The sequence below is a fragment of the Dyella soli genome (assembly GCF_054482295.1).
The window spans coordinates 1,346,084-1,369,480 of the sequence record NZ_JBTFFU010000001.1 but is presented as its reverse complement, the minus strand read 5'-3'; the positions used below and the strand labels follow the sequence as shown (position 1 = coordinate 1,369,480).

The 23,397-nt window shown below is 65.3% G+C and carries 20 protein-coding genes, 1 tRNA gene and 1 pseudogene; 17 read left to right on the top strand and 5 right to left on the bottom strand.

The genetic code is table 11. The features are described 5' to 3' along the window. Window positions 1-88: 88 nt before the first annotated feature. From ACXU4B_RS06245 to ACXU4B_RS06235, 3 genes and pseudogenes are all read left to right on the top strand, one after another. Complete coding sequence (locus ACXU4B_RS06245) at window positions 89-802, top strand: FKBP-type peptidyl-prolyl cis-trans isomerase (protein ID WP_131408755.1); 714 nt, start codon at window positions 89-91, stop codon at window positions 800-802. A 36-nt stretch (window positions 803-838) separates the two neighbouring features. Then, window positions 839-1,644: pseudogene (locus tag ACXU4B_RS06240) on the top strand (CoA pyrophosphatase). Continuing rightward, window positions 1,641-2,510, top strand: a complete 870-nt coding sequence (locus tag ACXU4B_RS06235) for a sulfurtransferase (RefSeq protein ID WP_131408749.1) — start codon at window positions 1,641-1,643, stop codon at window positions 2,508-2,510. The pseudogene ACXU4B_RS06240 and the gene ACXU4B_RS06235 overlap by 4 nt, the downstream one beginning before the upstream one ends. 3 nt (window positions 2,511-2,513) lie before the next feature. Here ACXU4B_RS06235 and ACXU4B_RS06230 read toward each other — a convergent pair whose 3' ends face one another. From ACXU4B_RS06230 to uvrA, 4 genes are all read right to left on the bottom strand, one after another. Beyond that, a complete protein-coding gene (locus ACXU4B_RS06230) occupies window positions 2,514-3,269 on the bottom strand; it encodes an enoyl-CoA hydratase/isomerase family protein (RefSeq protein WP_131408747.1) in 756 nt (251 codons plus the stop codon). 102 nt (window positions 3,270-3,371) lie between these two features. Then, the gene (locus ACXU4B_RS06225; protein WP_131408745.1) at window positions 3,372-4,817 is read right to left on the bottom strand and encodes a DUF4139 domain-containing protein; all 1,446 of its coding nucleotides are present in this window, start codon (window positions 4,815-4,817) and stop codon (window positions 3,372-3,374) included. Window positions 4,818-4,921: 104 nt separating this feature from the next. Continuing rightward, window positions 4,922-5,428, bottom strand: coding sequence for an acyl-CoA thioesterase (locus ACXU4B_RS06220; RefSeq protein ID WP_131408743.1), 507 nt, complete (start codon window positions 5,426-5,428; stop codon window positions 4,922-4,924). Further along, on the bottom strand, window positions 5,425-8,322 hold the full coding sequence (uvrA, locus tag ACXU4B_RS06215) for an excinuclease ABC subunit UvrA (RefSeq protein ID WP_131408741.1): 2,898 nt from the start codon (window positions 8,320-8,322) through the stop codon (window positions 5,425-5,427). The genes ACXU4B_RS06220 and uvrA overlap by 4 nt, the downstream gene beginning before the upstream one ends. Window positions 8,323-8,518: 196 nt before the next feature. Here uvrA and ACXU4B_RS06210 point away from each other — a divergent pair, with 196 nt between their 5' ends. The 4 genes from ACXU4B_RS06210 to cgtA all read left to right on the top strand — a co-directional run bounded on the left by ACXU4B_RS06210 (window position 8,519) and on the right by cgtA (window position 11,147). Continuing rightward, window positions 8,519-9,223: a DUF2059 domain-containing protein gene (locus ACXU4B_RS06210; RefSeq protein ID WP_458910847.1), complete on the top strand. Its 705-nt coding sequence runs from the start codon at window positions 8,519-8,521 to the stop codon at window positions 9,221-9,223. 97 nt (window positions 9,224-9,320) lie between these two features. After that, a complete protein-coding gene (gene rplU / locus ACXU4B_RS06205; protein WP_038616498.1) occupies window positions 9,321-9,635 on the top strand; it encodes a 50S ribosomal protein L21 in 315 nt (104 codons plus the stop codon). Between the two features lie 19 nt (window positions 9,636-9,654). Further along, a complete protein-coding gene (gene rpmA, locus ACXU4B_RS06200; protein ID WP_131408737.1) occupies window positions 9,655-9,912 on the top strand; it encodes a 50S ribosomal protein L27 in 258 nt (85 codons plus the stop codon). 155 nt (window positions 9,913-10,067) lie between these two features. Beyond that, window positions 10,068-11,147 (top strand): Obg family GTPase CgtA, encoded by a 1,080-nt coding sequence (cgtA, locus tag ACXU4B_RS06195; protein ID WP_131408735.1) that lies wholly within the window; start codon window positions 10,068-10,070, stop codon window positions 11,145-11,147. 322 nt (window positions 11,148-11,469) lie between these two features. On the opposite strand, the gene rpsT is transcribed toward cgtA, so the two are convergent. After that, window positions 11,470-11,733, bottom strand: a complete 264-nt coding sequence (rpsT, locus tag ACXU4B_RS06190) for a 30S ribosomal protein S20 (RefSeq protein WP_017460878.1) — start codon at window positions 11,731-11,733, stop codon at window positions 11,470-11,472. Window positions 11,734-12,001: 268 nt separating this feature from the next. On the opposite strand from rpsT, the gene murJ reads away from it, so the two are divergent. The 10 genes from murJ (at window position 12,002) to ACXU4B_RS06140 (ending at window position 23,350) form a co-directional block, all read left to right on the top strand. Further along, window positions 12,002-13,609 (top strand): murein biosynthesis integral membrane protein MurJ, encoded by a 1,608-nt coding sequence (gene murJ / locus ACXU4B_RS06185; protein WP_131408733.1) that lies wholly within the window; start codon window positions 12,002-12,004, stop codon window positions 13,607-13,609. Window positions 13,610-13,655: 46 nt separating this feature from the next. Further along, window positions 13,656-14,609 (top strand): bifunctional riboflavin kinase/FAD synthetase, encoded by a 954-nt coding sequence (locus tag ACXU4B_RS06180; protein WP_131408731.1) that lies wholly within the window; start codon window positions 13,656-13,658, stop codon window positions 14,607-14,609. Window positions 14,610-14,720: 111 nt separating this feature from the next. Further along, entirely contained in the window at window positions 14,721-17,588 is a 2,868-nt protein-coding gene (ileS, locus tag ACXU4B_RS06175; RefSeq protein WP_131408729.1) for an isoleucine--tRNA ligase, read from the top strand. 181 nt (window positions 17,589-17,769) lie between these two features. Then, complete coding sequence (gene lspA, locus ACXU4B_RS06170) at window positions 17,770-18,261, top strand: signal peptidase II (protein ID WP_131408727.1); 492 nt, start codon at window positions 17,770-17,772, stop codon at window positions 18,259-18,261. Between the two features lie 76 nt (window positions 18,262-18,337). Continuing rightward, on the top strand, window positions 18,338-19,297 hold the full coding sequence (gene ispH, locus ACXU4B_RS06165; RefSeq protein WP_131408725.1) for a 4-hydroxy-3-methylbut-2-enyl diphosphate reductase: 960 nt from the start codon (window positions 18,338-18,340) through the stop codon (window positions 19,295-19,297). Window positions 19,298-19,349: 52 nt separating this feature from the next. Continuing rightward, window positions 19,350-19,425: transfer RNA gene (locus tag ACXU4B_RS06160), tRNA-Thr, on the top strand. 847 nt (window positions 19,426-20,272) lie between these two features. Continuing rightward, complete coding sequence (locus ACXU4B_RS06155; RefSeq protein ID WP_131408723.1) at window positions 20,273-20,644, top strand: hypothetical protein; 372 nt, start codon at window positions 20,273-20,275, stop codon at window positions 20,642-20,644. Window positions 20,645-21,193: 549 nt separating this feature from the next. Next, window positions 21,194-21,490 (top strand): hypothetical protein, encoded by a 297-nt coding sequence (locus ACXU4B_RS06150; protein ID WP_131408721.1) that lies wholly within the window; start codon window positions 21,194-21,196, stop codon window positions 21,488-21,490. A gap of 95 nt (window positions 21,491-21,585) precedes the next feature. Beyond that, a complete protein-coding gene (locus ACXU4B_RS06145; protein WP_131408719.1) occupies window positions 21,586-21,981 on the top strand; it encodes a hypothetical protein in 396 nt (131 codons plus the stop codon). A gap of 226 nt (window positions 21,982-22,207) precedes the next feature. Continuing rightward, window positions 22,208-23,350, top strand: coding sequence for a hypothetical protein (locus ACXU4B_RS06140; protein ID WP_131408717.1), 1,143 nt, complete (start codon window positions 22,208-22,210; stop codon window positions 23,348-23,350). Window positions 23,351-23,397 lie beyond the last annotated feature (47 nt).

Below are 23,397 nucleotides of genomic sequence, written 5' to 3'. Positions count from 1 at the left end.
AGCTGCAAAGCCGGATCGGCCGGCGCTCGCTGCACGATTCGTCCGGACCGCTTACGATGGGAGAAATCCGGCTGCAATGGAGATAGGCATGGCACAACTGCGTTGGCTGGCTCTTGGCATCCTGCTCTGGGGTGCCGCGACGCATGCGCAGGACGGCGTCGCGTCGCCGGAAACCTCGGCGGTCAAGCTGGACAAGAACAAGCTGTCCTATGCCATCGGCTACCAGATCGGCAGCCAGTTCGCCAACGGCGAGCCGGACATCGACATCCCGACCTTGCAGCGTGCGATCCAGGACGCTTATTCCAAGCGGCGCCCCACCGTGCCCATGCAGGACATGCACGATCAGCTGCAGAAGCTCGACCAGCAGATGCACGCGCAGGCGCTGGCGGAATTCAAGCGCATCGCCGAGGTGAATGCGCGCAAGAGCGCCGACTTCATGGAGCGCAACCGGCAGCAACCCGGCGTGGTGCAGCTGCCGTCGGGCATCCAGTACGCGGTGATCAGGAAGGGCGACGGCAGGGTCAGCCCGACGGTGACCAGCATGGTCACGGTGAACTATCGCGGCATGCTGGTGGACGGCACCGAGTTCGACAGCACCTGGGCGCGCGGCGCGCCGGTGCATTTCGAAGTCGACAAGGTCATTCGCGGCTGGCAGTTCGTGATTCCGCAGATGCACGTGGGCGACCGCTGGAAAGTGGTGATCCCGCCGCAGCTTGCCTACGGCGCGCACGGCGCCTTGCCGCGCATCGGGCCGAACGAGGCGCTGGTGTTCGAAATCGAGCTGCTCGACGTCCAGCGGTGACCTGCTCCGCTGCCGGGAGGCGGCGAATCGGCTAGCATGGCAGGGCTCATGCTTACCGATCCCGCCCCGACACCCACCCTTCCTTTGTCGCCGTGCATCGGCATCTGCCAGCTCGATGCGCGCGGCTATTGCATCGGCTGCCTGCGTACGGGCGATGAAATTGCCCGCTGGCGCGGCATGAGCGACCTGGAACGGCTGCACGTGATGCGCGAGGTATTGCCCGCGCGCAAGGTGCCGTGATGGGCGCGGCGCTGTCCGAGTTGCGTGCCGCCCTGTTGCCGTTGTCGTCGCCGCCGACGGGCAAGGGCTGGAATCACCTCGACATGGCGGAGCTGCTGGGTCATGCGCCGCGCCGGCCGGCGGCGGTGCTGGTGGGCCTGCGCGAAGGCGTGCAGCCGCGCCTGGTGCTCACCGTCCGGACGGATCACCTGCAGGACCATGCGGGGCAGGTCGCGTTCCCGGGTGGACGCACCGACCCCGAGGACGCCGACGCCATCGCCACCGCCCTGCGCGAAAGCGAGGAGGAGATCGGCCTCGCGCGCGCACTGGTGACGCCGCTGGGTTTCCTGGACCGCTTCGAAACCATCAGTGGCTACTGCATCACGCCCGTGGTGGCGTGCATCGATCCGGACGCGCGCCTCTATCCCGCGCCCGGCGAAGTGGCCGAAGTGTTCGAAGTGCCACTGTCGTTTTTCCTGGATCCCGCCAACCTGCGGCGCTACACCATGGAATTCCGCGGGCATCGGCGTGACATGGTGGAATTCGTGCACGGTGGCCATCGCATCTGGGGCGCCACGGCGGCCATGTTGTTCAACCTGCTGCAGAGGATGGGGCGCACATGACGCTCAGGACCACGCTGGTCGATGTCGACGAACTCGCGGCCATGCCGGTGGGCGCGGTACTCGTGGTCGACTGCCGCTTCGAGCTCATGGCGCCCGGCAGCGGCCAGCGCGACGTGGCCAAGGGCGAGCGCGACTATCGCGCTGGTCATATTCCGGGGGCGGTGTATGCCAGCCTCGACCGCGAGCTTTCCGACCTGTCGCGCCAGGCCGAAGGGCTGGGCCGGCATCCGTTGCCATTGGAGTCCGCGTTCTCCGAGGTGCTGTCCCGCTGGGGCTGGCGCCCGGGTCTTCAGGTGGTCTGCTACGACGCCGCCGGCGGATCGCTGGCGGCCGCGCGCCTGTGGTGGCTGCTGCGCCTTGCCGGCGTGGGCGAGGCGGCCGTACTCGATGGCGGCTATCCCGCCTGGGTGGCGGCGGGCAAGCCGGTCGAGGCAGGCGAGGTGACGCGCGAGCCGGGCCAGATGGCGGTGCATTTCGATGCAAGCCAGTACCTGGTCGATCACGCAGGGCTGCTCGGCGCGCCGGAACGGCTGCTGCTGGACGCGCGCGCGGCGCCGCGTTATCGCGGCGAGGTCGAGCCGATCGACCGCGTGGGTGGTCACGTGCCCGGTGCCCTGAATCGTCCGTTCGCCGAGAACCTGGCCGCCGACGGGCGCTTCAAGCCCGCCGATGCGTTGCGCCAGGAGTTCCTTGCGCTGCTGGGCAGTCATGCGCCGACCGACGTCGTGCACATGTGTGGCTCCGGTGTCACCGCGTGCCACAACCTGTTGGCGATGGAACACGCCGGCCTGCCCGGTTCGCGGCTGTATGCGCCGTCATGGAGCGGCTGGGTCAGCGACCCGGCGCGCCCCGTGGCCACGGGCTGAGGCTCAGTCCTTCTTCTTCAGGCGCGCAACCAACTGCTGCAGCACGGCCTGCGTTTCCGGGTGGAAGTAAGCGTCCATGAACTGGTCGATCGGCAGGTTGTCCGGGTCCGCCCAGGCCTTGGTGAGGTCCGCGCGCGCCAGGGCACGCGTGGTCAGCATGGCGTTGGAGGGCAGGGCCAGCATGCTTTCCAGCCAATGGATGGCGCGCGTGGTCACCTGTTCCACGCCGGTGAGTTCGTCCACCAGCCCGCAGGCAAGCGCCTGGGCCGATTCGATCATGGCGCCCGCCACGATCAGGCGTTCGGCGCGGTAGGGGCCCACGATGCGACGCAGCGCTAGCTGGATGCTCTCGGGTACGACCAGGCCGACCTGCACCTCGTTGAGCCCGATGCGGAACGGGCCTTCCGCCATCACGCGGTAGTCGCAGAACAGCGACAGCACCGCGCCGCCCGCCGGGCTGTGGCCCGTGATGGCGGCGACCACAGGCACCGGCGACAGCGCCAGCTTGGAGCAGGTATGGAAGAACTCCCGCCAGAACTCGCGCACGCCGTCGCGGTCGCGGCCGAGCAGGGCCGGTACGTCGACGCCCGCGGAGAACATGCCCGGCGCACCCGACAGCACGAGGCCACGGGTACCCGCATCCAGGGCCCCATCGATGGCATGGCGCACGGCGCGCAGGAGGTCGATGTTGAGCGCGTTGACCGGCGGCCGGGCCAGGTTGATCTCGGTGATGGCGCCGTGGGTGATGACGTTGAGCATGGGCAAGGCCTGGCAAGACGGAATCCGGGAAGGCGAGAGTAGCAAACCTGTCCTGTGCAGGCCGTCACGCTCGCCGGTTTTGCGCGTTCGACGCGGGCAAGGCTATTGCGGCTGCTCGTCGGCCGTCCACTGGTAGTGCACCGCGTAATCCAGCGTGGCGGCGCCGCCCGCCGGAACGGTGACTTCGAACTCGAGGGTGTCCGCGCCCTGCTGGCTTGGCTTGCGGCTCGACGAGGCCAGTTGCCACGCGCGCCAGCGGTTAGGGTGTTCGCGTACGGTAACGGTACGGGCGGCGTCGCCTGCGTTGGTCAGCGTGATGCGAAAGGCCTCGTCGAGCGTGCGGCCGGCCTTGTCCACCTTGAACGCCGTGCGCTCGCGCTGCCCGCGCAGGTCGAACGCCGTGCCCAGCACGATGTGGGCGTCGCCGCCCTTGGGCGTGTCATTGAGGCGTCCCTCGCCGATGAATTGCGGCGTGCCGCGGCGATCGCCGGCAAGCACCCGCAAGTAACCGGCGGGGAGGCTGTCGAAGGCACGGAACTGCAGCGTGCTGATGATCGCGGTATTGCCGCCCTGCTGGTATTCGCGACCGATCATCGGCTGCGGTGGCATCCAGCCAGCACCGTTCTCGTACAGCGCGGTGCGTTCGCACTCGAGTGCGCGCGTGGCGTACAGCGGCATCTGGCTGACACTGCCTTCCGGCAGGTCGACGTTGCCGGGCAAGGCATAGGTGCGGTAATCGGCCAGCGTCGACTGTTCCGGCAAGGCCGCGTTGTCGGTCTTGGCGCGTGCCGCATAGGCCATCGGCTGCGGGCGCGGCGCCGACGCCCTGGCGAACTGCGGTTCGCCGGCCACCAGGGTCAGTTGCACGTCGTGCCAGTCGCGTCCGCTGCGATTGGCGATGCTGGCGCGCGATTCGAACTGCATCCGGCAACTGTTGCCCGCCTGTAGGGTTGCGACATAGGCGGCCCGCCAGCCCAGTCCGCTGGTGGGATAGCTCAGCATGGCGCGGGCAGTGCCGGCGCGGCCGGCATCGACGCGAAGCTCAAGGCTCGATCCGGTCTGGAAGCTGCCCTGGGCGCGTACGGCGGCGAACTCGCGGATCAGGCTCGTGCGGCCCGAGGCATCCTGCACCAGCAGGCCATCGCCGGCGCGAAGCAAGGTGCCGCTGGCCAGCGGCTGGCCGGTGCTGGCCAATACCTCGACGGGTTGTCCGACCAGACTGCCCAGCGCGGCGTCCTGACCCTGGCCGAGCTGGAGACGCTGCGAGATCACCTTCGCGGCGTCACCCTCGACGCTCAGCGCCAGTGCCTCGGTGTCCAGATAGGGCGGCAGGCCGCCAAGGCGGATGTCCTGCACGCCGGCCTTCAGTTGCAGCTCGCGCGGCTCCCGCGCCATCGCATAACCGGCGTTGACGCTGCCGTTTTCGCCGGCACTGAACAGGGCGTTGTCGTCGCTGCGATAAAGCGTGAGGCTGGTCGATGCCGCCGCCGTGGCAGTGAAGCCGGCGGCGATGGCGAGGGCGAGAATACGCAGGGGAAGCGGGGTCACGGTCGAACTCCATTCGGGTGGTCGCCGTGGATGTTACGGGTCCCGCATGAAGCTGCGGCATCTGCCGCGCGGAACCCCCTGACCCCGAAACGGCCGACCGACGTTCAAGCAGCCGCGGCGGCCGCGTCGCGGATCGACCGGGGCAAGGCCACTGGCTTGCCGGTCGCGGGGTTCATCCACACCATCACCACGTTGCCGTCGCTGTAGACGCAACGGTCGTCGTCGGCATCGACGATGTGGTGGGCCAGCGTGATCGAGCTGGTGCCCAGCCGTTCGCAGCTCAGCCTCACCTGCAGCTGTGCCGGCCATTCGATCGGCCGGCGGTAGTTGATGTTGCTCGCGGCCAGCACCGGCATCGACTGCTCGTCGAACCAGCCCGGCACGTGCTGCAGCCACTGCAGCCGCGCTTCTTCCAGATAGGTGAGGTAGTTCGCGTTGTTGACGTGATTGAACGCGTCGAGGTCGCGCCAACGCACGCCGATGGGCGCCACGAACAGTGGTCGCGGCGCCGCGCTGTCGAACGCGGCATCCGCATGGACCATGCCCGCGTCTGCCGTTGCGGTCTTGCGGGCGCGTGCGCGCTTGGCAGGCAGCGTTTCGGTGGAGCTCATGCCGTCTTCTTCCGTAATGCGGGTTTGCTCTTGCCGTTGCTCTGGGCCTTGGCAGCCTTGGCCGGCTTCATGTCGAGGTGCGAGGCGAGGAAATGCCCGGTGTGCGAGCCCGGCGTGGCCGCCACCGTTTCGGGCGTGCCCGTCACCAGGATGCGACCGCCTCCGGCGCCGCCTTCCGGACCGAGGTCGACCAGCCAGTCGGCGGTCTTGATCACGTCGAGGTTGTGCTCGATCACGACGACCGTATTGCCCTGGTCGACCAGCTGGTGCAACACGTCCAGCAGCTGCTCGATATCGTGGAAGTGCAGGCCGGTGGTCGGCTCGTCCAGGATGTACAGGGTGCGGCCGGTGTCGCGCTTTGACAGTTCCTTGGACAGCTTCACGCGCTGCGCCTCGCCGCCGGACAGCGTGGTCGCGCTCTGGCCGAGCTTGATGTAGTCCAGGCCCACGGCACGCAGCGTTTCGAGCTTGCGCGCGATGGTCGGCACGTTCTCGAACAACTTCAGCGCGTCTTCCACCGTCATGTCGAGCACGTCGGCAATCGTGTGGCCCTTGTAATGCACTTCCAGCGTTTCGCGGTTGTAGCGCTTGCCGTGGCAGACGTCGCAGGGCACGTATACGTCAGGCAGGAAGTGCATCTCCACCTTGATCATGCCGTCGCCTTCGCAGGCCTCGCAGCGGCCGCCGCGCACGTTGAAGCTGAAGCGCCCGGGCGTGTAACCGCGCGCACGCGCCTCCGGGACCTGTGCAAACATTTCGCGCAGTGGCGTGAACAGGCCGGTGTACGTTGCCGGGTTGGAACGCGGCGTGCGACCGATCGGCGACTGGTCGATGTCGACCACCTTGTCGAACAGCTCCAGCCCTTCGACGGACTGGTGGGGCGCTGCCTGGGTGCTGGCGCCGTTCAATTCGGCGGCGGCGAGGCGGAACAGCGTGTCGTTGACAAGCGTGGACTTGCCCGAGCCCGACACGCCGGTGACGCAGGTGAACAGCCCGGCGGGAATCGCCAGGTCGACGTTCTTCAGGTTGTTGCCGCTGGCGCCCTTCAGATGCAGCCACGAGTCGGCGTCAAGCTGCTGGCGACGTTCCGTGGGCACCTCGATGCGGCGCCGGCCGGAGAGGAACTGGCCGGTGACCGAGCGCGGCGCGGCGAGGATGTCCTTGAACGAACCCTGCGCGACGATCTCGCCGCCATGCACGCCGGCGCCAGGGCCGATGTCGAGCACATGGTCGGCCATGCGAATGGCGTCCTCGTCATGCTCGACCACGATCACCGTGTTGCCCAGGTCGCGCAGGCGCGTGAGCGTGCCGAGCAGGCGTTCGTTGTCGCGCTGGTGCAGGCCGATGGACGGTTCGTCCAGCACGTACATCACGCCGACCAGGCCTGCGCCGATCTGCGAGGCAAGGCGGATGCGCTGCGCCTCGCCGCCGGACAGCGAGTCGGCCTGGCGATCGAGCGTGAGGTAATTGAGGCCGACGTCGTTGAGGAACGAGAGCCGCTCGCGGATCTCCTTGATGATCTTCACCGCAATCTCGCCGCGCCAGCCGCTGAGCGTGAGCTTCTCGAAGAACGCCAGCGAGTCGTCGATGGAACGCGAGGTCAGCGACGGCAGTGCGTGGTCGGCGACGAACACGTTGCGGGCCGAACGGTTGAGGCGCTGGCCGTGGCAATCGGGGCAGGGCTGGTCGCTGATGTACTTGGCCAGTTCCTCGCGCACGGCGGGCGACTCGGTTTCCTTGTAGCGACGCTCCATGTTCGGCAGGATGCCTTCGAATGGATGCTCGCGCGTTACGCGGCCGCCGCGTTCGGTGATGTAGCGGAACGCGATCTTGTCTTTGCCGCTGCCTTGCAGGATGGCCTTCTGCACATCCGCCGGCAGTTTCTGCCACGGCGTGTCGACATCGATGCCGTAATGGGCGGCCAGCGACAGGATCAGCTGGAAATAATGCGCATTGCGGCGATCCCAGCCGCGCACCGCGCCGTTGGCGAGCGACAGCTCGGGATGGGCGACCACGCGCGCGGCGTCGAACACCTGGGTGACGCCCAGGCCATCGCAGGCCGGGCAGGCGCCCACCGGCGAGTTGAACGAGAACAGGCGCGGCTCCAGCTCGGGCAGCGAGTAGTCGCAGACCGGGCAGGAGTAGCGCGAGGAAAACAATTGTTCTTTCGCCGACGCGTCATCCATGTCGGCCAGGATCACCAGCCCGTCACCCAGCCGCAGTGCGGTCTCGAACGACTCGGCCAGGCGCTGCTTGATGTCATCGCGCGGACGGAAGCGGTCGATCACCGCTTCGATCGTGTGCTTCTGGCGCAGCGTGAGCGGCGGCACGGCATCCAGGTCGTAGACCGTGCCGTCGACGCGGGCACGCACGAAGCCCTGCGCGCGCAGCTGGTCGAACACCTGCACATGCTCGCCCTTGCGTTCGCGGATCACCGGGGCCAGCAGCATGTAGCGCTTTTCCGGATCCAGCGCGAGCGTGGTGTCGACCATCTGGCTCACCGTCTGCGCTTCCAGCGGAATGCCGTGGTCAGGGCAGCGCGGCGTGCCTACGCGTGCGTAGAGCAGGCGCAGGTAGTCATACACCTCGGTGATGGTGCCCACGGTGGAGCGCGGGTTGTGCGACGTGGACTTCTGCTCAATGGAAATGGCCGGCGACAGACCTTCGATGTGGTCGACGTCCGGTTTTTCCATCATCGAGAGAAATTGCCGGGCATAGGCCGACAGCGACTCCACATACCGGCGTTGGCCTTCGGCATAAATGGTGTCGAAGGCCAGCGAGGACTTGCCGGAACCCGACAGGCCGGTGATCACGATCAGCCGGTCGCGGGGCAGGTCCAGGTCGATGTTCTTGAGGTTGTGCGTGCGTGCGCCGCGTATGCGGATGGTGTCCATGACGCCCGGGGGTGGGGAAAAACTGCACTATATCAAACTAATCAGGTTAGTTATTACCTGCCAGCCCCGGTCGGTGCCCTTCAGGGAAGGTGGGCCCGACTATGGCTTAATAGGGCTTTGGCCGACCCCGGCCAGGCAGTGACAGAGAGTGCGGATGGGTAAGTGGATGAGATGGGGCGCCGCTCTGGCGCTTGCAATGGGCGCCGGCCAGTCGCTGGCCGCGTCGGCTCCGGCCAGCGAACAGCAGGTGCGACAGCTGATGGAGGTCGTCGGCGTGGGCAAGATGCTCAGCCAGATGAACACCCAGGCCGTCGGCATGATGCAGCAGTCGCTGCCCTGCGTGCCGGGCGACTACTGGCAGAACTACGTCGACGCCAATGGCACCCAGCAGTTCATCGGTCGCCTGGTGCCGGTGTACCAGCGCCATTTCAGCTCGGACGAGCTCGAGGGGCTGCTCAAGTTCTATCGCTCGCCGCTGGGCCAGAAGGTGATCAACGAGATGCCCACCACCATGGCCGAGGCCTCGCAGGCCGGCCAGCAATGGAGCCATGAGCGCAGCGACCAGATGATCGCCGAACTCAAGCAGAAGGGCAGCCTGGACGCCAACGGGCGTTGCCCCGCCAAGGTGGGTGCGGCAGGCCCGGTGATCGGCGCCGGGGCGCTCGCGGCGGGCGCCGCGGCCAAGGCCGGCGACGAGGATACGGATGAGGGCCCGGCCAAGGCGGCATCGACGGCCAAGCCCAAGGCCAAGGCGCCAGCAAGGAAGAGCACGAAGCCGCCGGTCAAGAAGGCCGCCAGCAAGGCCCCGGCGAAGACCGAGGCCAAGACGGACGCCAAGGCCCCCGCCCAGCCGGCCGCGAACACCCCTGCCGGCGCCAAGCCGGCCCCGACTGGTCAGTAATTGACCAGCCGCCTGGAGGCTCGCTATAATCCGCAGTTCGCCGGTGCCGTTTTCGGTCTGGCGAACCCAAGAGAATAACGACAGAAGGGATATTCCCATGAGTTACGCAGTCATCAAGACCGGCGGCAAGCAGTACCGCGTTCAGCAGGGCGACGTCCTGCGCGTGGAGCTGCTGAACGCCGAAGAAGGCGCCGCCTTCACCTTCGACCAGGTCCTGCTGGTCGGCGCCGGTGAGTCGATCACCGTCGGTGCCCCGATCGTGGCCGGTGCCACCGTCAGCGCCACCGTGCGCAAGCACGGCCGTGCCGACAAGATCCGCATCATCAAGTTCCGTCGCCGCAAGCACCACAAGAAGCAGCAGGGACATCGTCAGCATTTCACCGAAGTCGAGATCACGGGCATCAACGCCTGAGCAACTGGAGCATTGAGTCATGGCACATAAAAAAGGCGTAGGTTCCAGCCGCAACGGTCGCGATTCGAACCCGAAGTACCTCGGCGTGAAGATCTACGGTGGCCAGGCCATCGAAGCCGGCAACATCATCGTGCGTCAGCGCGGCACCAAGTTCCATGCCGGTCAGGGCGTGGGTCTGGGTCGTGATCACACGCTGTTCGCGCTGGTCGACGGTACCGTCGAGTTCAAGGTTCGCGGCGAGAACAACCGTCGCTTCGTCAGCGTCATCAAGGGTTAATTCCCCGCCGATGCTGCAGCGAAGGCCCCGCCTTGGCGGGGCCTTTGTTTTTTTGCGAGAGGGTCAGGGAATGGAGCGGAAATAAGCCGCTCCGGCAATCCCTTATGATGCAGCGAGCTGCACCCGCTCCCCGTAGATCACCCCTGGAACCCCCCATGAAATTTGTCGACGAAGCCATCATCAAGGTCCAGGCCGGTGACGGCGGCAACGGTTGCATCAGCTTCCGTCGCGAAAAATTCATTCCCTTCGGCGGCCCGGACGGCGGTGACGGCGGCAGCGGCGGCTCCGTGTGGCTGGTGGCCGACGAAGGCCTCAATACCCTGATCGACTTCCGCCACCAGCGCATGTTCAAGGCCGAGCGCGGCCAGAACGGCATGGGCAGCCAGATGTACGGCAAGGGCGGTGAGGACACCTTCATCCGCGTGCCCGTGGGCACCGTGGTCACCAACGTCGATACCGACGAAACCATCGGTGACCTCACCCAGCACGGCCAGCGCCTGCTGGTGGCGCAGGGCGGCAAGGGTGGCCTGGGCAACATCCACTTCAAGAGCTCGGTGAACCGTGCGCCGCGCAAGTCCACGCCGGGTACGCCGGGCGACGTGCGCGAGCTGAAGATGGAGCTGAAGCTGCTGGCCGACGTGGGCCTGCTGGGCTTCCCGAATGCAGGCAAGTCCACCTTCATCCGCGCGGTTTCAGCGGCGACCCCGCGTGTGGCCGACTATCCGTTCACCACGCTGCATCCCAACCTGGGCGTGGTCAGCCTGGGCACCGATCAAAGCTTCGTGATTGCCGATATTCCCGGCCTGATCGAAGGCGCGGCGGACGGCGCCGGCCTGGGCATCCAGTTCCTGCGCCATGTGTCGCGCACGCGCCTGCTGCTGCACGTGGTCGATATCGCGCCGATCGACGAATCCGATCCGGTCGAGCAGGTCCATGCCATCGAGCAGGAGCTGGCCAAGTTCGATCCGGAGTTGCTGGAGCGTCCGCGCTGGCTGGTGCTGAACAAGGCCGACGTGTTGCCGGAAGACGAGCGCCAGTCCGTGGCGGCCGAGATCGTCGCGCGCCTGGGCTGGACGCAGCCGTGGTTCCTGGTTTCGGCGATCGCCCGCGAGAACACGCTGCCGGTGTGCCAGCAGGTGTGGCGCTTCCTGGCGGACGAGCACATGGCGCGCGAGGAACGCGACGACATGCTGCCGGGCGATGTGCGCCTGCGTGGGGATGGTGCAGCGGAATAACGCTGCCGTTGCGGCATCGAAATGTGAAAGAAGGCGGCCATGGGCCGCCTTCTTTTTTGCCGCGATCCGGCAGCCCGAAACGTCTGGATTTCCAATTTCGCTCGGGCGCTGGGCAATAAGCGATGTTCGCTCCTGTGCTCGTCATCCCCCCGAAAGAGGGGCAGCGCCTTGGTGGCGCCGTACTAGAGCAAGAGGCACTGGATTCCCGCTTTCGCGGGAATGACGGCTTGGGTGGGCTTGCGCCGGGCCGCCTTTCGTCAGACACAAAAAAGCCGGCTTGCGCCGGCTTTTTCGCCAACCCGATGGTCCCGCAGAAGCTGGCTTACGCCAGCTCGCGGATCTTCGCGTTGAGGCGGCTCTTGTGGCGAGCGGCCTTGTTCTTGTGGATCAGGCCGCGGGCGGCGTAGCGGTCCATGACCGGCTGCGCGGCGGCAAAAGCCTCGACGGCAGCAGCCTTGTCCTTGGCCTCGATGGCCTTGACGACCTTCTTGAGGGCGGTGCGCACCATGGAACGGGCGCTGACGTTGCGCAGGCGGCGCTGCTCGGACTGGCGCGCGCGCTTCTTCGCGGACTTGATGTTGGCCAAGGTAGAACTCCGGAATTGCTGGGTTGGAAAAAGACGGCAATTATGCGGCCAATGCGCCGCAGCGTCAACAGCTTAGCCGTTTGTCAAGGTGTCCCGTCCGCTGCGGCGCCGTCTGTGGGGGGCGTCAGGGGCGAGCGGGGAATCGGCATTATGCCATGTTTGAGCCGTGATCTCGCCCACAAGCGCTGTCACACTATGCGCCGTTCCGGGCAGGGAGTCGGTGTCGACGAGGCCTGGTGTTCACTCAAGCATAGGCGTCGCCAGAGGCATGAAGTCTCCCAGCATGTTCCGTGGGCTGCTGTCGTTCAGCAGCATGACCATGATTTCACGCGTACTCGGTCTGGTCCGGGACATGTCCATCAATGCGACGTTCGGCGCCAACGCGGCCACCGACGCATTCTGGGTGGCGTTCCGCATTCCCAATTTCATGCGTCGCCTGTTTGCCGAGGGTTCGTTCTCCACTGCCTTCGTGCCGGTCTTCACAGAAGTGAAGGAAAAGCGCAGCCACGAGGACCTCAAACAGCTGATGTCGCGGGTATCGGGCACGCTGGGCGGCGTGCTGCTGGTGATCACGGCGCTGGGAGTGATCCTGGCGCCGCAGGTGGCGTCGCTGTTCTCGCAGGGCGCGGCTGATACGCCGGAAAAATTCGCACTGACCACGCAACTGCTGCGGCTGACGTTTCCGTTCCTGCTGTTCGTGTCGTTGACGGCTCTGTCCGGCGGCGCGCTCAACAGTTTCCATCGCTTCGCGCTGCCGGCCCTCACGCCGGTGATTCTCAATCTGTGCATGATTGGCGGCGCGCTGTGGCTGTCGCGCCATCTGAATCCTCCGATCATGGCGATGGGCTGGGCCATCCTGCTCGCCGGCGTGTTGCAGCTGTTGTTCCAGCTGCCGTCGCTGCGCGGGCTGGATCTGCTTGCCATGCCGCGCTGGGGCTGGAGCCATCCCGATGTGCGCCGCATCCTCAAGCTGATGGTGCCGACGCTGTTCGGTTCCTCGGTGGCGCAGATCAACCTGCTGCTGGACACGGTGATCGCGGCCTACCTGATGACCGGATCGCAGAGCTGGCTGTCGCAGGCCGATCGCTTCCTTGAATTGCCGCTGGGCCTGTTCGGCGTCGCGCTGGGTACGGTGATCCTGCCGTCGCTGTCGCGTCATCACGTCACCACCGACCGGGACGGTTTTTCCAGTGCGCTGGACTGGGGTCTGCGCATCACTTTGCTGATCGCGGTGCCGGCCATGTTCGCCCTGATGCTGCTGGCCAAGCCGCTGGTGGCCACGCTGTTCCAGCACGGCCAGTTCACGCCGTTCGACACCCGCATGGCGACGCTGTCGATCACGGCACTGAGCTTCGGCCTGCCGGCGTTCGCCCTGGTCAAGGTGGCGCTGCCCGCTTTCTATGCGCGCCAGGACACCCGGACGCCGGTGCGCGCTGGCGTGGCGTCGCTGGTGGCGAACATGGTGCTCAACGTGGTGTTCGTGGCGCTGTTGTTCGGCCTGTGGGCCACGCCTGCGCAGAAACAGTTGCCTTGGCTGGACGGCCTGGCGGCCGTGCCGGGCCTGCACATGGCGCTGGGCATGGCCAGTGCGCTGGCCAGCTATATCAACCTGGGCTTGCTGTGGCGCTGGCTGCGGCAGGCGGGCGTGTATCAGCGCCAGCCGGGTTGGTCGCGCCACATGCTGCGGCTGGGTCTGGCCTGCGCGGTGATGATCGTCGTCCTGCTGCTGGGCATGTGGATCTGGCCGGACTGGACCGATGCGCCGAAGTGGACCCGCGTATGGCACCTGGCGGTGCTGGTGGCGGCCGGTGGCGGCGCCTATGTCGCGACCCTGTTCGCGGCGGGGTTCCGCCTGCGCGAACTGCACGGCGTGTGAGCCCGGGACGAGGCGGGGCGGGGCGCGCAGCCGCTATACTCGCTCGATGATGAGACTTTCCAGGGATGTCGCCGGCACCTGCCTGGCTCCCGGCGGCAGTGTGGTGGCCGTCGGTGCGTTCGATGGCCTGCATCGGGGTCACCAGGCCTTGCTGACGCAGGTGCGCGAACGAGCAGACGAACTCGGACTGACACCGGTGACGGTGAGCTTCGAGCCGTTGCCGCGGGCGTTCTTTTCCCCCGAGCCGGTGCCGCGCCTGTCCAGCGTGCGCGAGAAACTGCGTGGCTTTGACGCCGCCGGCATGCAGGAAGTGCTGCTGCTTCGGTTCAACGGCGCCTTGACGGCGATGTCGGCGGAGGATTTCGTGCGCCGCGTGCTGGTCGACCGGCTGGCCGCGCGCGAGGTCTGGGTGGGTGGCGATTTCCGCTTTGGCCACAAGCGCGGCGGCGATGTCGCCTTACTGGGCTCGATGGGTGCGACTAATGGCTTCGTGGCCCGCACCATGCCTGCGGTCTCGCTGGACGGCGCGCGGGTCTCGGCCACGCGCGTGCGCATGCTGCTGGCTGCCGGCGAATTTGCCGGGGCGGCACCGTTGCTTGGCCGTCCGTTCGTGATCGAGGGCAAGGTGGAATACGGCCACCAGCTCGGCCGCACCCTGGGTTACCCCACCGCCAACATCCACATGCGTGAACGCACCAGCCCGGTCCACGGCATTTTCGCCGTGCGCGTGGGGCTGGGCGAAAGCGAATGCAGCTGGCCGGGCGTGGCCAGCGTGGGCGTGCGACCGACCGTCAACGAAGTGGCCGAGCCGCTGCTGGAAGTCCATTTGTTCGATTTCGACGGCGATCTGTACGGCCAGCGCATGGCGGTGGAGTTCGTCGCCAAGCTGCGCGACGAGCAGAAATTCGACGGCCTGGACGCATTGACCGCCCAGATGGCGTTCGATGCCCGCCAGGCGCGCGAACTGCTGGGCATGAATCCACGCCTCAGCGAGGCGTAGCCGGGGCAAATCCGGTAACGTTTGCGTTTCCGCCGGCCCGGCGGCAGCGCCGACAGCAAGATCCACGGCGACGCGGTGCGGCGCCACGCACAACCCGACGGCACTCAGGCAATGACCCAGGACTACAAGAACACCATCAACCTGCCGCAGACGGAATTCCCGATGCGGGGCGATCTGCCCAAGCGCGAGCCCAAGTGGCTGGCCGAGTGGGAGCAGGTGGACCGCTATGCGCAGATCCAGCAGCGCGCGGCCGGTCGCGACAAGGTGTTCGTGCTGCACGATGGCCCGCCGTACGCCAACGGCGCGATCCATCTGGGCCATGCGGTCAACAAGGTGCTCAAGGACGTGGTGGTGAAGTCGCGCCTGCTGGCCGGCTACCGCGCGCCGTATGTGCCCGGTTGGGATTGCCATGGCCTGCCGATCGAAGTGGCGGTGGAGAAGAAATTCGGGCGCGTGGGCGACAAGCTCGACGCCGCCGCGTTCCGCCAGAAGTGCCGCGAGTACGCGCAGCAGCAGATCGACCTGCAGCGCACCGACTTCAAGCGACTGGGCGTACTGGGCGACTGGCAGAACCCCTATCGCACGATGGACTACAAGTACGAAGCCGACATGGTGCGCGCGCTGGCGAAGATCGTCGCCAACGGCCATGTCGTGCGCGGCGCCAAGCCGGTGTACTGGTGCTTTGACTGCGGCTCGGCACTGGCCGAAGCGGAGATCGAATACGCCGACAAGGCCTCGCCGGCGGTGGACGTCGCCTATGACGCAGTCGACCCGAAGGCCCTCGCGCAGAAGTTTGCCGTGGACGCGGGCGATGCCATCGTGGCCATTCCGATCTGGACCACCACGCCGTGGACGCTGCCGGAGAGTCTGGCCGTGTCGCTCGGCGGCGAGCTCGAATACGCGCTGATCGAAGCCGCTCCGCGCGACGGCCGGCGCGTGCTGGTGGCGGTCGCCAGTGCGCTGGTGGAAAAGGTGGCGCATCGCTACGGCATCGAAGGCGACGCCAGGGTGCTCGGCCATGTCGCCGGCCAGGCGCTGGAAGGCACGCTGCTGAAGCATCCGTTCTATGCGCGCGAAGTGCCGGTGCTGATCGGCGAGCATGTCTCGGCCGAGGACGGCACCGGCGCCGTGCATACCTCGCCTGACCACGGCGTGGAGGACTTCGTCGTCTCGCGCAAGTACGGCATCGAGACGCTCAACTACACCGAAGCTCGCGGCACCTATCGCGCCGACACGCCGGCCGCACTGGATGGCACCGTCATCGCGGGCCAGCACCTGTGGAAGGCCAACGATGCCATCGTCGAACTGCTGCGTCGGCGCGGCGTGCTGCTCGCCTTCGCCAAAATCGAACACAGCTACCCGCATTGCTGGCGCCACAAGACGCCGGTGATCTTCCGCACCACGCCGCAGTGGTTCATCAGCATGGAGCAGAAGGACCTGCGCCAGACCGCGCTCGATGCGATCAAGCAGGTCCGCTGGGTGCCGGGCTGGGGCGAGGAGCGCATCGCCGGCATGGTGGGCGATCGTCCCGACTGGTGCATCTCGCGCCAGCGTACCTGGGGCGTGCCGATCGCGCTGTTCGTGCACAAGGGCACGCAGGAACCCCACCCGGACAGCGTGGCGCTGCTCGAGCAGGTGGCCAAGCGCATGGAGCAGGGCGGCATCGATGCGTGGTATGCGCTCGACGCGGCTGAATTGCTCGGCGACCAGGCCAAGGACTACGAAAAGGTCCTCGACGTGCTCGACGTGTGGTTCGATTCCGGCGCCAGCCATTTCACCGTGGTCGGCCAGCGCCCCGAGCTGCAGCAGGGCGACGCGGCCACTTACAAGGTGATGTACCTGGAAGGCTCGGACCAGCATCGCGGCTGGTTCCAGTCGTCCCTGCTCACGTCGGCCGCGATGTTCGCGCGCGCGCCGTACCAGGACGTGCTCACCCACGGCTTCACCGTGGACGCGCAGGGCCGCAAGATGTCCAAGTCGATGGGCAACGGCATCGAGCCGCAGGACATCATGAAGACGCTGGGCGCGGACATCCTGCGCCTGTGGATCTGCTCGACCGACTACCGCAACGAGATGTCGCTGTCGGACGAGATCCTCAAGCGCGTGTCCGACACCTACCGTCGCATCCGCAACACTGCGCGCTTCCTGCTGGGCAACCTGGACGGTTTCGATCCGGCCAGGCACCTGGTGCCGGTGGAACAGAGCCTGCTGCTGGACCAGTGGGCCGTGCAACAGGCGTACGACGTGCAGCAGGCGGTGGCGGCGGCTTACGACCGCTACGACTTCCCGGAAATCGTGCAGCGCGTGCAGAACTTCTGCACCAACGAGCTAGGCGCGCTGTACCTCGACATCACCAAGGACCGCCTCTACACGATGCCGACCGACAGCCACGGTCGCCGCAGCGCGCAGAGCGCGATGTACCGCATTGCCGAGGCGCTGGTGCGCTGGCTGGCGCCGGTACTGAGCTTCACCGCCGAGGAGATCTGGCAGAACCTGCCGGGCAAGCGCAGCGAAAGCGTGCTGTTCGAAACCTGGTATGACGGCCTGGCCGCCACGCAGTCGTCCCCCGAACAGCGCCGCTACTGGTCCGACCTGCTGGCCATCCGCGACACCGCCTCGCGCGTGCTCGAGGGCATGCGCAAGAGCGAGCAGATCGGTGCGTCGCTCGAGGCGAAGCTGGCCATCCATGCGGACCCGGCCATCGTGGCGCGTTACCAGCCGGCGGTGTCGGAGCTGCGCTTCTTCTTCATCACTTCGGAACTGCGCCTGGACCTGGCCGGTGGCCAGCCGGCCGATGCCGTGCTGACGGAGCTGGAAGGCGCCGACGTATGGGTCTCGGCCACGGTGAGCGACGCGGCCAAGTGCGTGCGCTGCTGGCACCGTCGCGACGACGTCGGCACGCATGCCGCGCATCCGGAGCTGTGCGATCGCTGCATCAGCAATGTGGAAGGTCCGGGTGAGGATCGTCGCTGGTTCTGACCTCAGTCCAACGCTTCTTCCTCTCCCCGGAGGGGAGAGGACCAAGGTGAGGGGCGGGTGCTCGCGGCAGGGCTTCATTCGAGGCCATATCGCTTGCCCCCACACTCTCGCAAGATTGGCCCCTCACCCCAGCCCTCTCCCCAAAGGGGAGAGGGAGTAAACGCTCGCTAGACCGGTGCCCATGAATCCCAAACCCAACGCCCTTTCCTGGCTCGTGCTCTCCATCGCCGTCATCGTGCTCGACCAGTTGAGCAAGTGGTGGGCCCTCGGCGCCTTGCAGCCCGCCGGCACGCCGCACCCGGTGATTCCCGGCTTCCTCAACTGGACGCTGGCGTTCAACACGGGCGCCGCCTTCAGCTTCCTGGCCAGCAGCGACGGCTGGCAGCGCTGGTTCTTCGTGCTGCTGGCGGTGGTGATCAGCGGCGTGCTGGTCGTCTGGCTTGCCCGCACGGCGCGCGGCGACTGGAAAACGGCGGCACCGCTGGGCCTGATCGTGGGCGGTGCGCTGGGTAACCTCATCGACCGCCTGCACGCATCGCAGGTGACGGACTTCATCCACGTGTATTTCCGCCAGTGGAACTATCCGGTGTTCAATCTCGCCGACTGTGGGATCACCGTGGGTGCCGTCATGCTGCTGGTTTTCGGCATGTTCCAGGGCAAGCCGAAGACCTGAACCCCGGCGTCACGTACGGCCGCGATGGCCATGCGATAATCCAGCCCTGATCGTCGAACCGCCCGCCGGAGTTTCCGTGGACATCCTGCTCGCCAATCCCCGTGGCTTCTGTGCCGGCGTGGATCGCGCCATCGCCATCGTTGAACGCGCGCTCGAATCCTATGGCGCCCCCATCTACGTGCGGCACGAAGTCGTGCACAACCGCTACGTGGTGGACAAGTTGCGCGCCGATGGCGCGGTTTTCGTCGAGGAACTGAGCGAAGTGCCCGACGGCGCCACGGTGATCTTCAGCGCCCACGGCGTTTCCAAGGCGGTGCGCGGGGAAGCCGACCAGCGCGGTCTCAAGGTGTTCGACGCCACCTGTCCGCTGGTGACCAAGGTGCACATGGAAGTCGCGCGGCTGGGTCGCATCGGCCGCAGCGTGGTGCTGATCGGTCACGCCGGCCACCCGGAGGTCGAGGGCACCATGGGGCAGTGGAACCCCGCCAATGCCGGCGAGATCCTGCTGGTCGAATCGGTGGAAGGCGTGGCCGAGCTCGCGCCGGCGTTTCCGCACGACCTCTCCTACGTGACCCAGACCACGCTGTCGGTGGACGACACCAAGGCCATCATCGAGGCATTGCGGGAGAAATTCTCCGATATCGAAGGGCCGCGCAAGGACGATATCTGCTATGCGACGCAGAACCGCCAGGATGCCGTGCGCCGCCTGGCCGACGCCGTGGACCTGATGCTGGTGGTGGGCTCGGTGAACAGCTCCAACTCCAACCGCCTGCGCGAACTGGCGGAAAAGCAGGGCGTGCGCTCCTACCTGATCGATGGCGCCGAGCATATCGAGCGTCGCTGGCTTGACGGAGTGACCCGCATCGGCCTGACCGCCGGTGCATCGGCACCCGAGAAGCTGGTCCGCGACGTGATCGCCCGCCTGCAGTCCTGGGGCGCCGGCGCGGTGCGCGAGCTGGACGGCGAGCCCGAAACGATCACGTTTGCCCTGCCCAAGGAGCTGCGCCTGAGCGGGAATGCTTCGGCGAGCCTCTGATCGCCGACGTCTTGCATGGCCCGCCCCGGCTCCGTAGAATTGGCGGTTCCTCGCCGGAATAGCTCAGTTGGTAGAGCGGCGCATTCGTAATGCGTAGGTCGTAGGTTCGATTCCTATTTCCGGCACCATATTTTTGAAGAAAAACAGCGGTATACGCACACCAGCGTATACCGCTGTTTTTCTTTGTATCCCACTATTTGTCACTGTTCGTGTGGCAAATTTGTGGCGACGCCACGCCGCGTTGCATCGATCGTGTGTTGAACAGTGACGAGTACAGAGATAGATTGATGGCGCGAGTTGGTTGCAATGCCCGGCTAGATGCGAGGCAATTGGCTGGGTGCGAGTCCAACAAGTGTGGTAGGGGAAGCGGAAAAGCCTTGCCCATGAGGAAAGGGGTCGGTAACGGCCCGCCCTAGGCCAGCCAAAACAGGCGGCCGAGGTCTGTGACTCCCAGTAGAGAGCCTGGGTTTACAACGTCACGGCAGGGAGAGCGCAGTCAATGGGGCGTAGCCCCGCAGGGGAAACCCTGTCCGCTGGGGGCTGGCCTGAGCAAAACCTTGGCCCCCGCTCGTTCGAGCAAGGTGGGCTTCCGCAGATCTCAATCCGCCATACCCTTTGGGTGTGGCTGCATGGAGATTTGCATGACTGCCACCGATACCAAGTGCGATGTGCGCGCCCAGCGCTCTGCTGCCCTTGCTTGCGAGATGTTTGACATAGACGACCTCTCCGCCTTGCTGCATCGCCCACAACATACGATCCGCAATGACGCCTCACGGGCGCCCCATCGCCTTCCGCCGCGATGTGTTCTTCCTGGGCAGAGGCGGTTGCTCTGGCGAAAGGATGACGTGATGGCCTGGCTTGCTGCCGCCGTCGTCCCGTCGATGCCTGAGCAGGCGCAATCGCCCCAGCAGTTGCCGCGCCGTCGCGGCCGACCGCCAAAGGCCAATCCGGCCCGTGGCAGGTCGGAGGTTCGCCATGGCTAAGGCCCGGGATGCGCAGATCAAATATCACTCCGGCGGCAGCGCAGGCTTCTTCATGCCGCGGCGTGGCATCGCGGAGTACGACCCGGCTCGACCACTGACACCTTTGGCCCGACTAGTCCGGATCCATCCGCACGATCTCAGTACCCGAAGAAAGGTCGACGGGAAGTCCTGGGATATTCGGATATCGCACGTCATGGGCTCCATGCACATCAGCGAGGCGCAGTGGGTGCGAGCCCGGCGGGAGTTGGAGGCCCACGGCTACTATCGAGCCGAACGGCAACGGCACGAGAACGGCAAGTGGCAGTGGATCCACCACGCATATGAGGATCCGCAACAGCCAGGCCAGACAATCCCCTTAGATTAGGTCGGGGCATCCGCCATCCCCTTAAATCGAGGGGATGGCCAGCCATGGGATGGTGATAGGGGGGGATATATAGAGACACACCTACGGAGACACAGTTACAAGAGCCTCGCTTCGCTTCGATCAGCCCTTCCGTATCTCCGCCAGCCCGAAATTCGGTCGATGTCGTGCGACGGCTCCGCCGTCGTGCGGCATTGACCCACGCGGCGCATCGCGCCGCGTAGCTCTTGGCGAGGCTTTACCTACGGAGCGGAAAATTCACCAGTGGGTGTCGCGTGAGGTAACGCGAGAGCAAACACACGTAAGCGCGTGGGACATTAAGCCGGTACCAAACAGACGCCGACATACGCTGAAGCTACAGAAAATTGGATTTGGCTTGAAATGGATGCGGGGCTGCCGCAAGGTGAAGCCGTAAGACGTGCAGACGGCACGCGGGGAGGCAAAGCACATGAGTCGGTGTTGTTGCAGCTAGAACGAGTGTGGCGGGCTTCCGGCAACGTCGGAGGCTATTCAACAAGTTTGTGCGACATAGCGAGATCTTGGAGGTCCAGCTTGAGTGTTCGACATAAACCGAACGAGTCTATTCGTGGCCTGCGTGAATCCTTGCCAGGTCAGATCTGCGATGCGCTCGGAATCGATGGATATGGTTCCAGGGAGGAAGCTCTTGTCTACGACCTTGCAAAGAAAATAGACCGCCACTGTCAGCGCGTCGCACGGGCTGCAGCGGGCGGATATAACTCGCGCCTGGCTTCTGCCGTGGCGGAGGGGAAAAAAGCTTTGGAGCGAGAACCACAAGCTTTGGCTGCTTTCATTCGATTTTGCGGGAGCGTGATGGGGGCAATGGGTTAGTTGCGGCGGAGCCGTAGCTCAGGCATCACGGTTCCGAAATAGTTGGGCCATCGTTAGCCCAGCGCAATGGCATCACCGAAATAGATGGGGCATTGGTGGCCCAGCGGAGTGACATCACCGAAATAGATGGGCCATCGTTAGCCCAGCGCAGTGGCATCACCGAAATAGGTGGGCCATTGTTGGCCCAGGGGAGTGACATCGCCGAAATGGATGGGCCATCGTTAGCCCAGCGCAATGGCATCGCCGAAATAGGTGGGCCATTGTTGGCCCAGCGCAATGACGTCGTCGAAAAAGATGGGTCATCGTTGGCCCAGCGCAATGACATCGCTGAAAAAGATGGGCCATCGTTAGCCCAGCGCAATGGCATCACCGAAATAGGTGGGCCATTGTTGGCCCAGGGTAATGACATCGCCGAAATAGATGGGCCATCGTTAGCCCAGCGCAATGACGTCGTCGAAAAAAGATGGGTCATCGTTGGCCCAGCGCAATGACATCGCTGAAAAAGATGGGTCATCGCTGGCCCAGCGCAATGACATCGCCGAAATAGATGGGCCATCGTTAGCCAAACGCACCGACATCACCGAAGTAAGTGGGCCACGGTTGACCCAGTCGCTTCCACTTTTTGCGCGAAATGTTTTCGCAGATGATTTGTTCGGTGCCAGATGGAGAGCGTTACTTATGCGAGTTCTATGAGTATAAGTAACGTGGGGAGCGGATATGATTTTCGGCACCAAGTACGCTTCCAGAAAACGAGTCTCGTCCATCGTCAACAGACATGGCCAAACGCGGTACCAGGCAGGAGCTATGACACCGAATCGGACGGCGAAAACAACTGACGACTATCGGCGCCGGGTAGATCAGATCCGCCGTCAGGTGGCTAAACCACTTGGCGTCAAAAACCCACAATTGGTGTCACCTCTGGCGCTCGTTGAGCACTTGATTGATCGTCGGGAGGCAAGTCGGGATCTGGCTACGAAATCGGTCATGTCGACTGGACGGGAGACACTCCGCCGTCTGGAGAAGAAGGCCATTGCGCGCGGTACTTGGCGCCAATACAAGAGCTCGCTCCTGTTCGTGCTCGAAGAAGAGCTTGAGGTGGCGATCGAGGGTGTTGTGGTCGAGGAATTACACGAGGCGATCGCGAGGCTACGAGCAGAGAGCCAATCAGGCTGCCTGAAACAGAGTGATCAGACGTCAGGTCAGAAGGCGAAAGCCTTTCCTGCCGCAGATTTCGAGATCGTAGCTAACTATCTGGAATCGCGTATTGGCGGCAAACATGGTCACCGACATGCCAACGCGTTGCTGACCTTCTTGAGGGCTAATCGACTGGTAGGACTGCGCCCTGCCGAGTGGAAGTCGGCAGGTCTTGTCGACTTTCGTGGGAGTCTTGCTCTCAGGGTCGGTAATGCGAAGCACACCAACGGCCGAGCCAACGGATCGCACCGTCATCTGCTGGTGGATCGACTGTCGCCGGAGCAGGTTGGCCACCTGGACGAGATGCTGCACATGCTCGTGAACTTTGAGAGCGATCCTGAGTATGACTTCGATCGCCATATGCACCAGCTTCGCCTGTATATGGGCAAGGTGGTGCGGCGCTGCCTTGGCAAGCGCAAGCGCTACCCATCCATGTATAGCTCTCGACACCAGTTTGTCGCCAATGCGAAGTCTGGATCACGCGCACAAGAGGAAATCGCTGCCTTGGTGGGCCATGGCAGCAATGCGACGGCAAGCCAGCACTATGGCCGTACGGCCGCAGGTGAGGGCGACGTGGGCGTCACTGCCGTGGCCAGCGAAGTGGCCACAGTTCGGCATAGCCGCAAAGCCGCCGGCCATCAGCCGGCACGGCGCATGGCTCGTTGAGCACAAAGCTAAAATTGAATTGCGGGGCGCGCACGCCGCGCCCCATG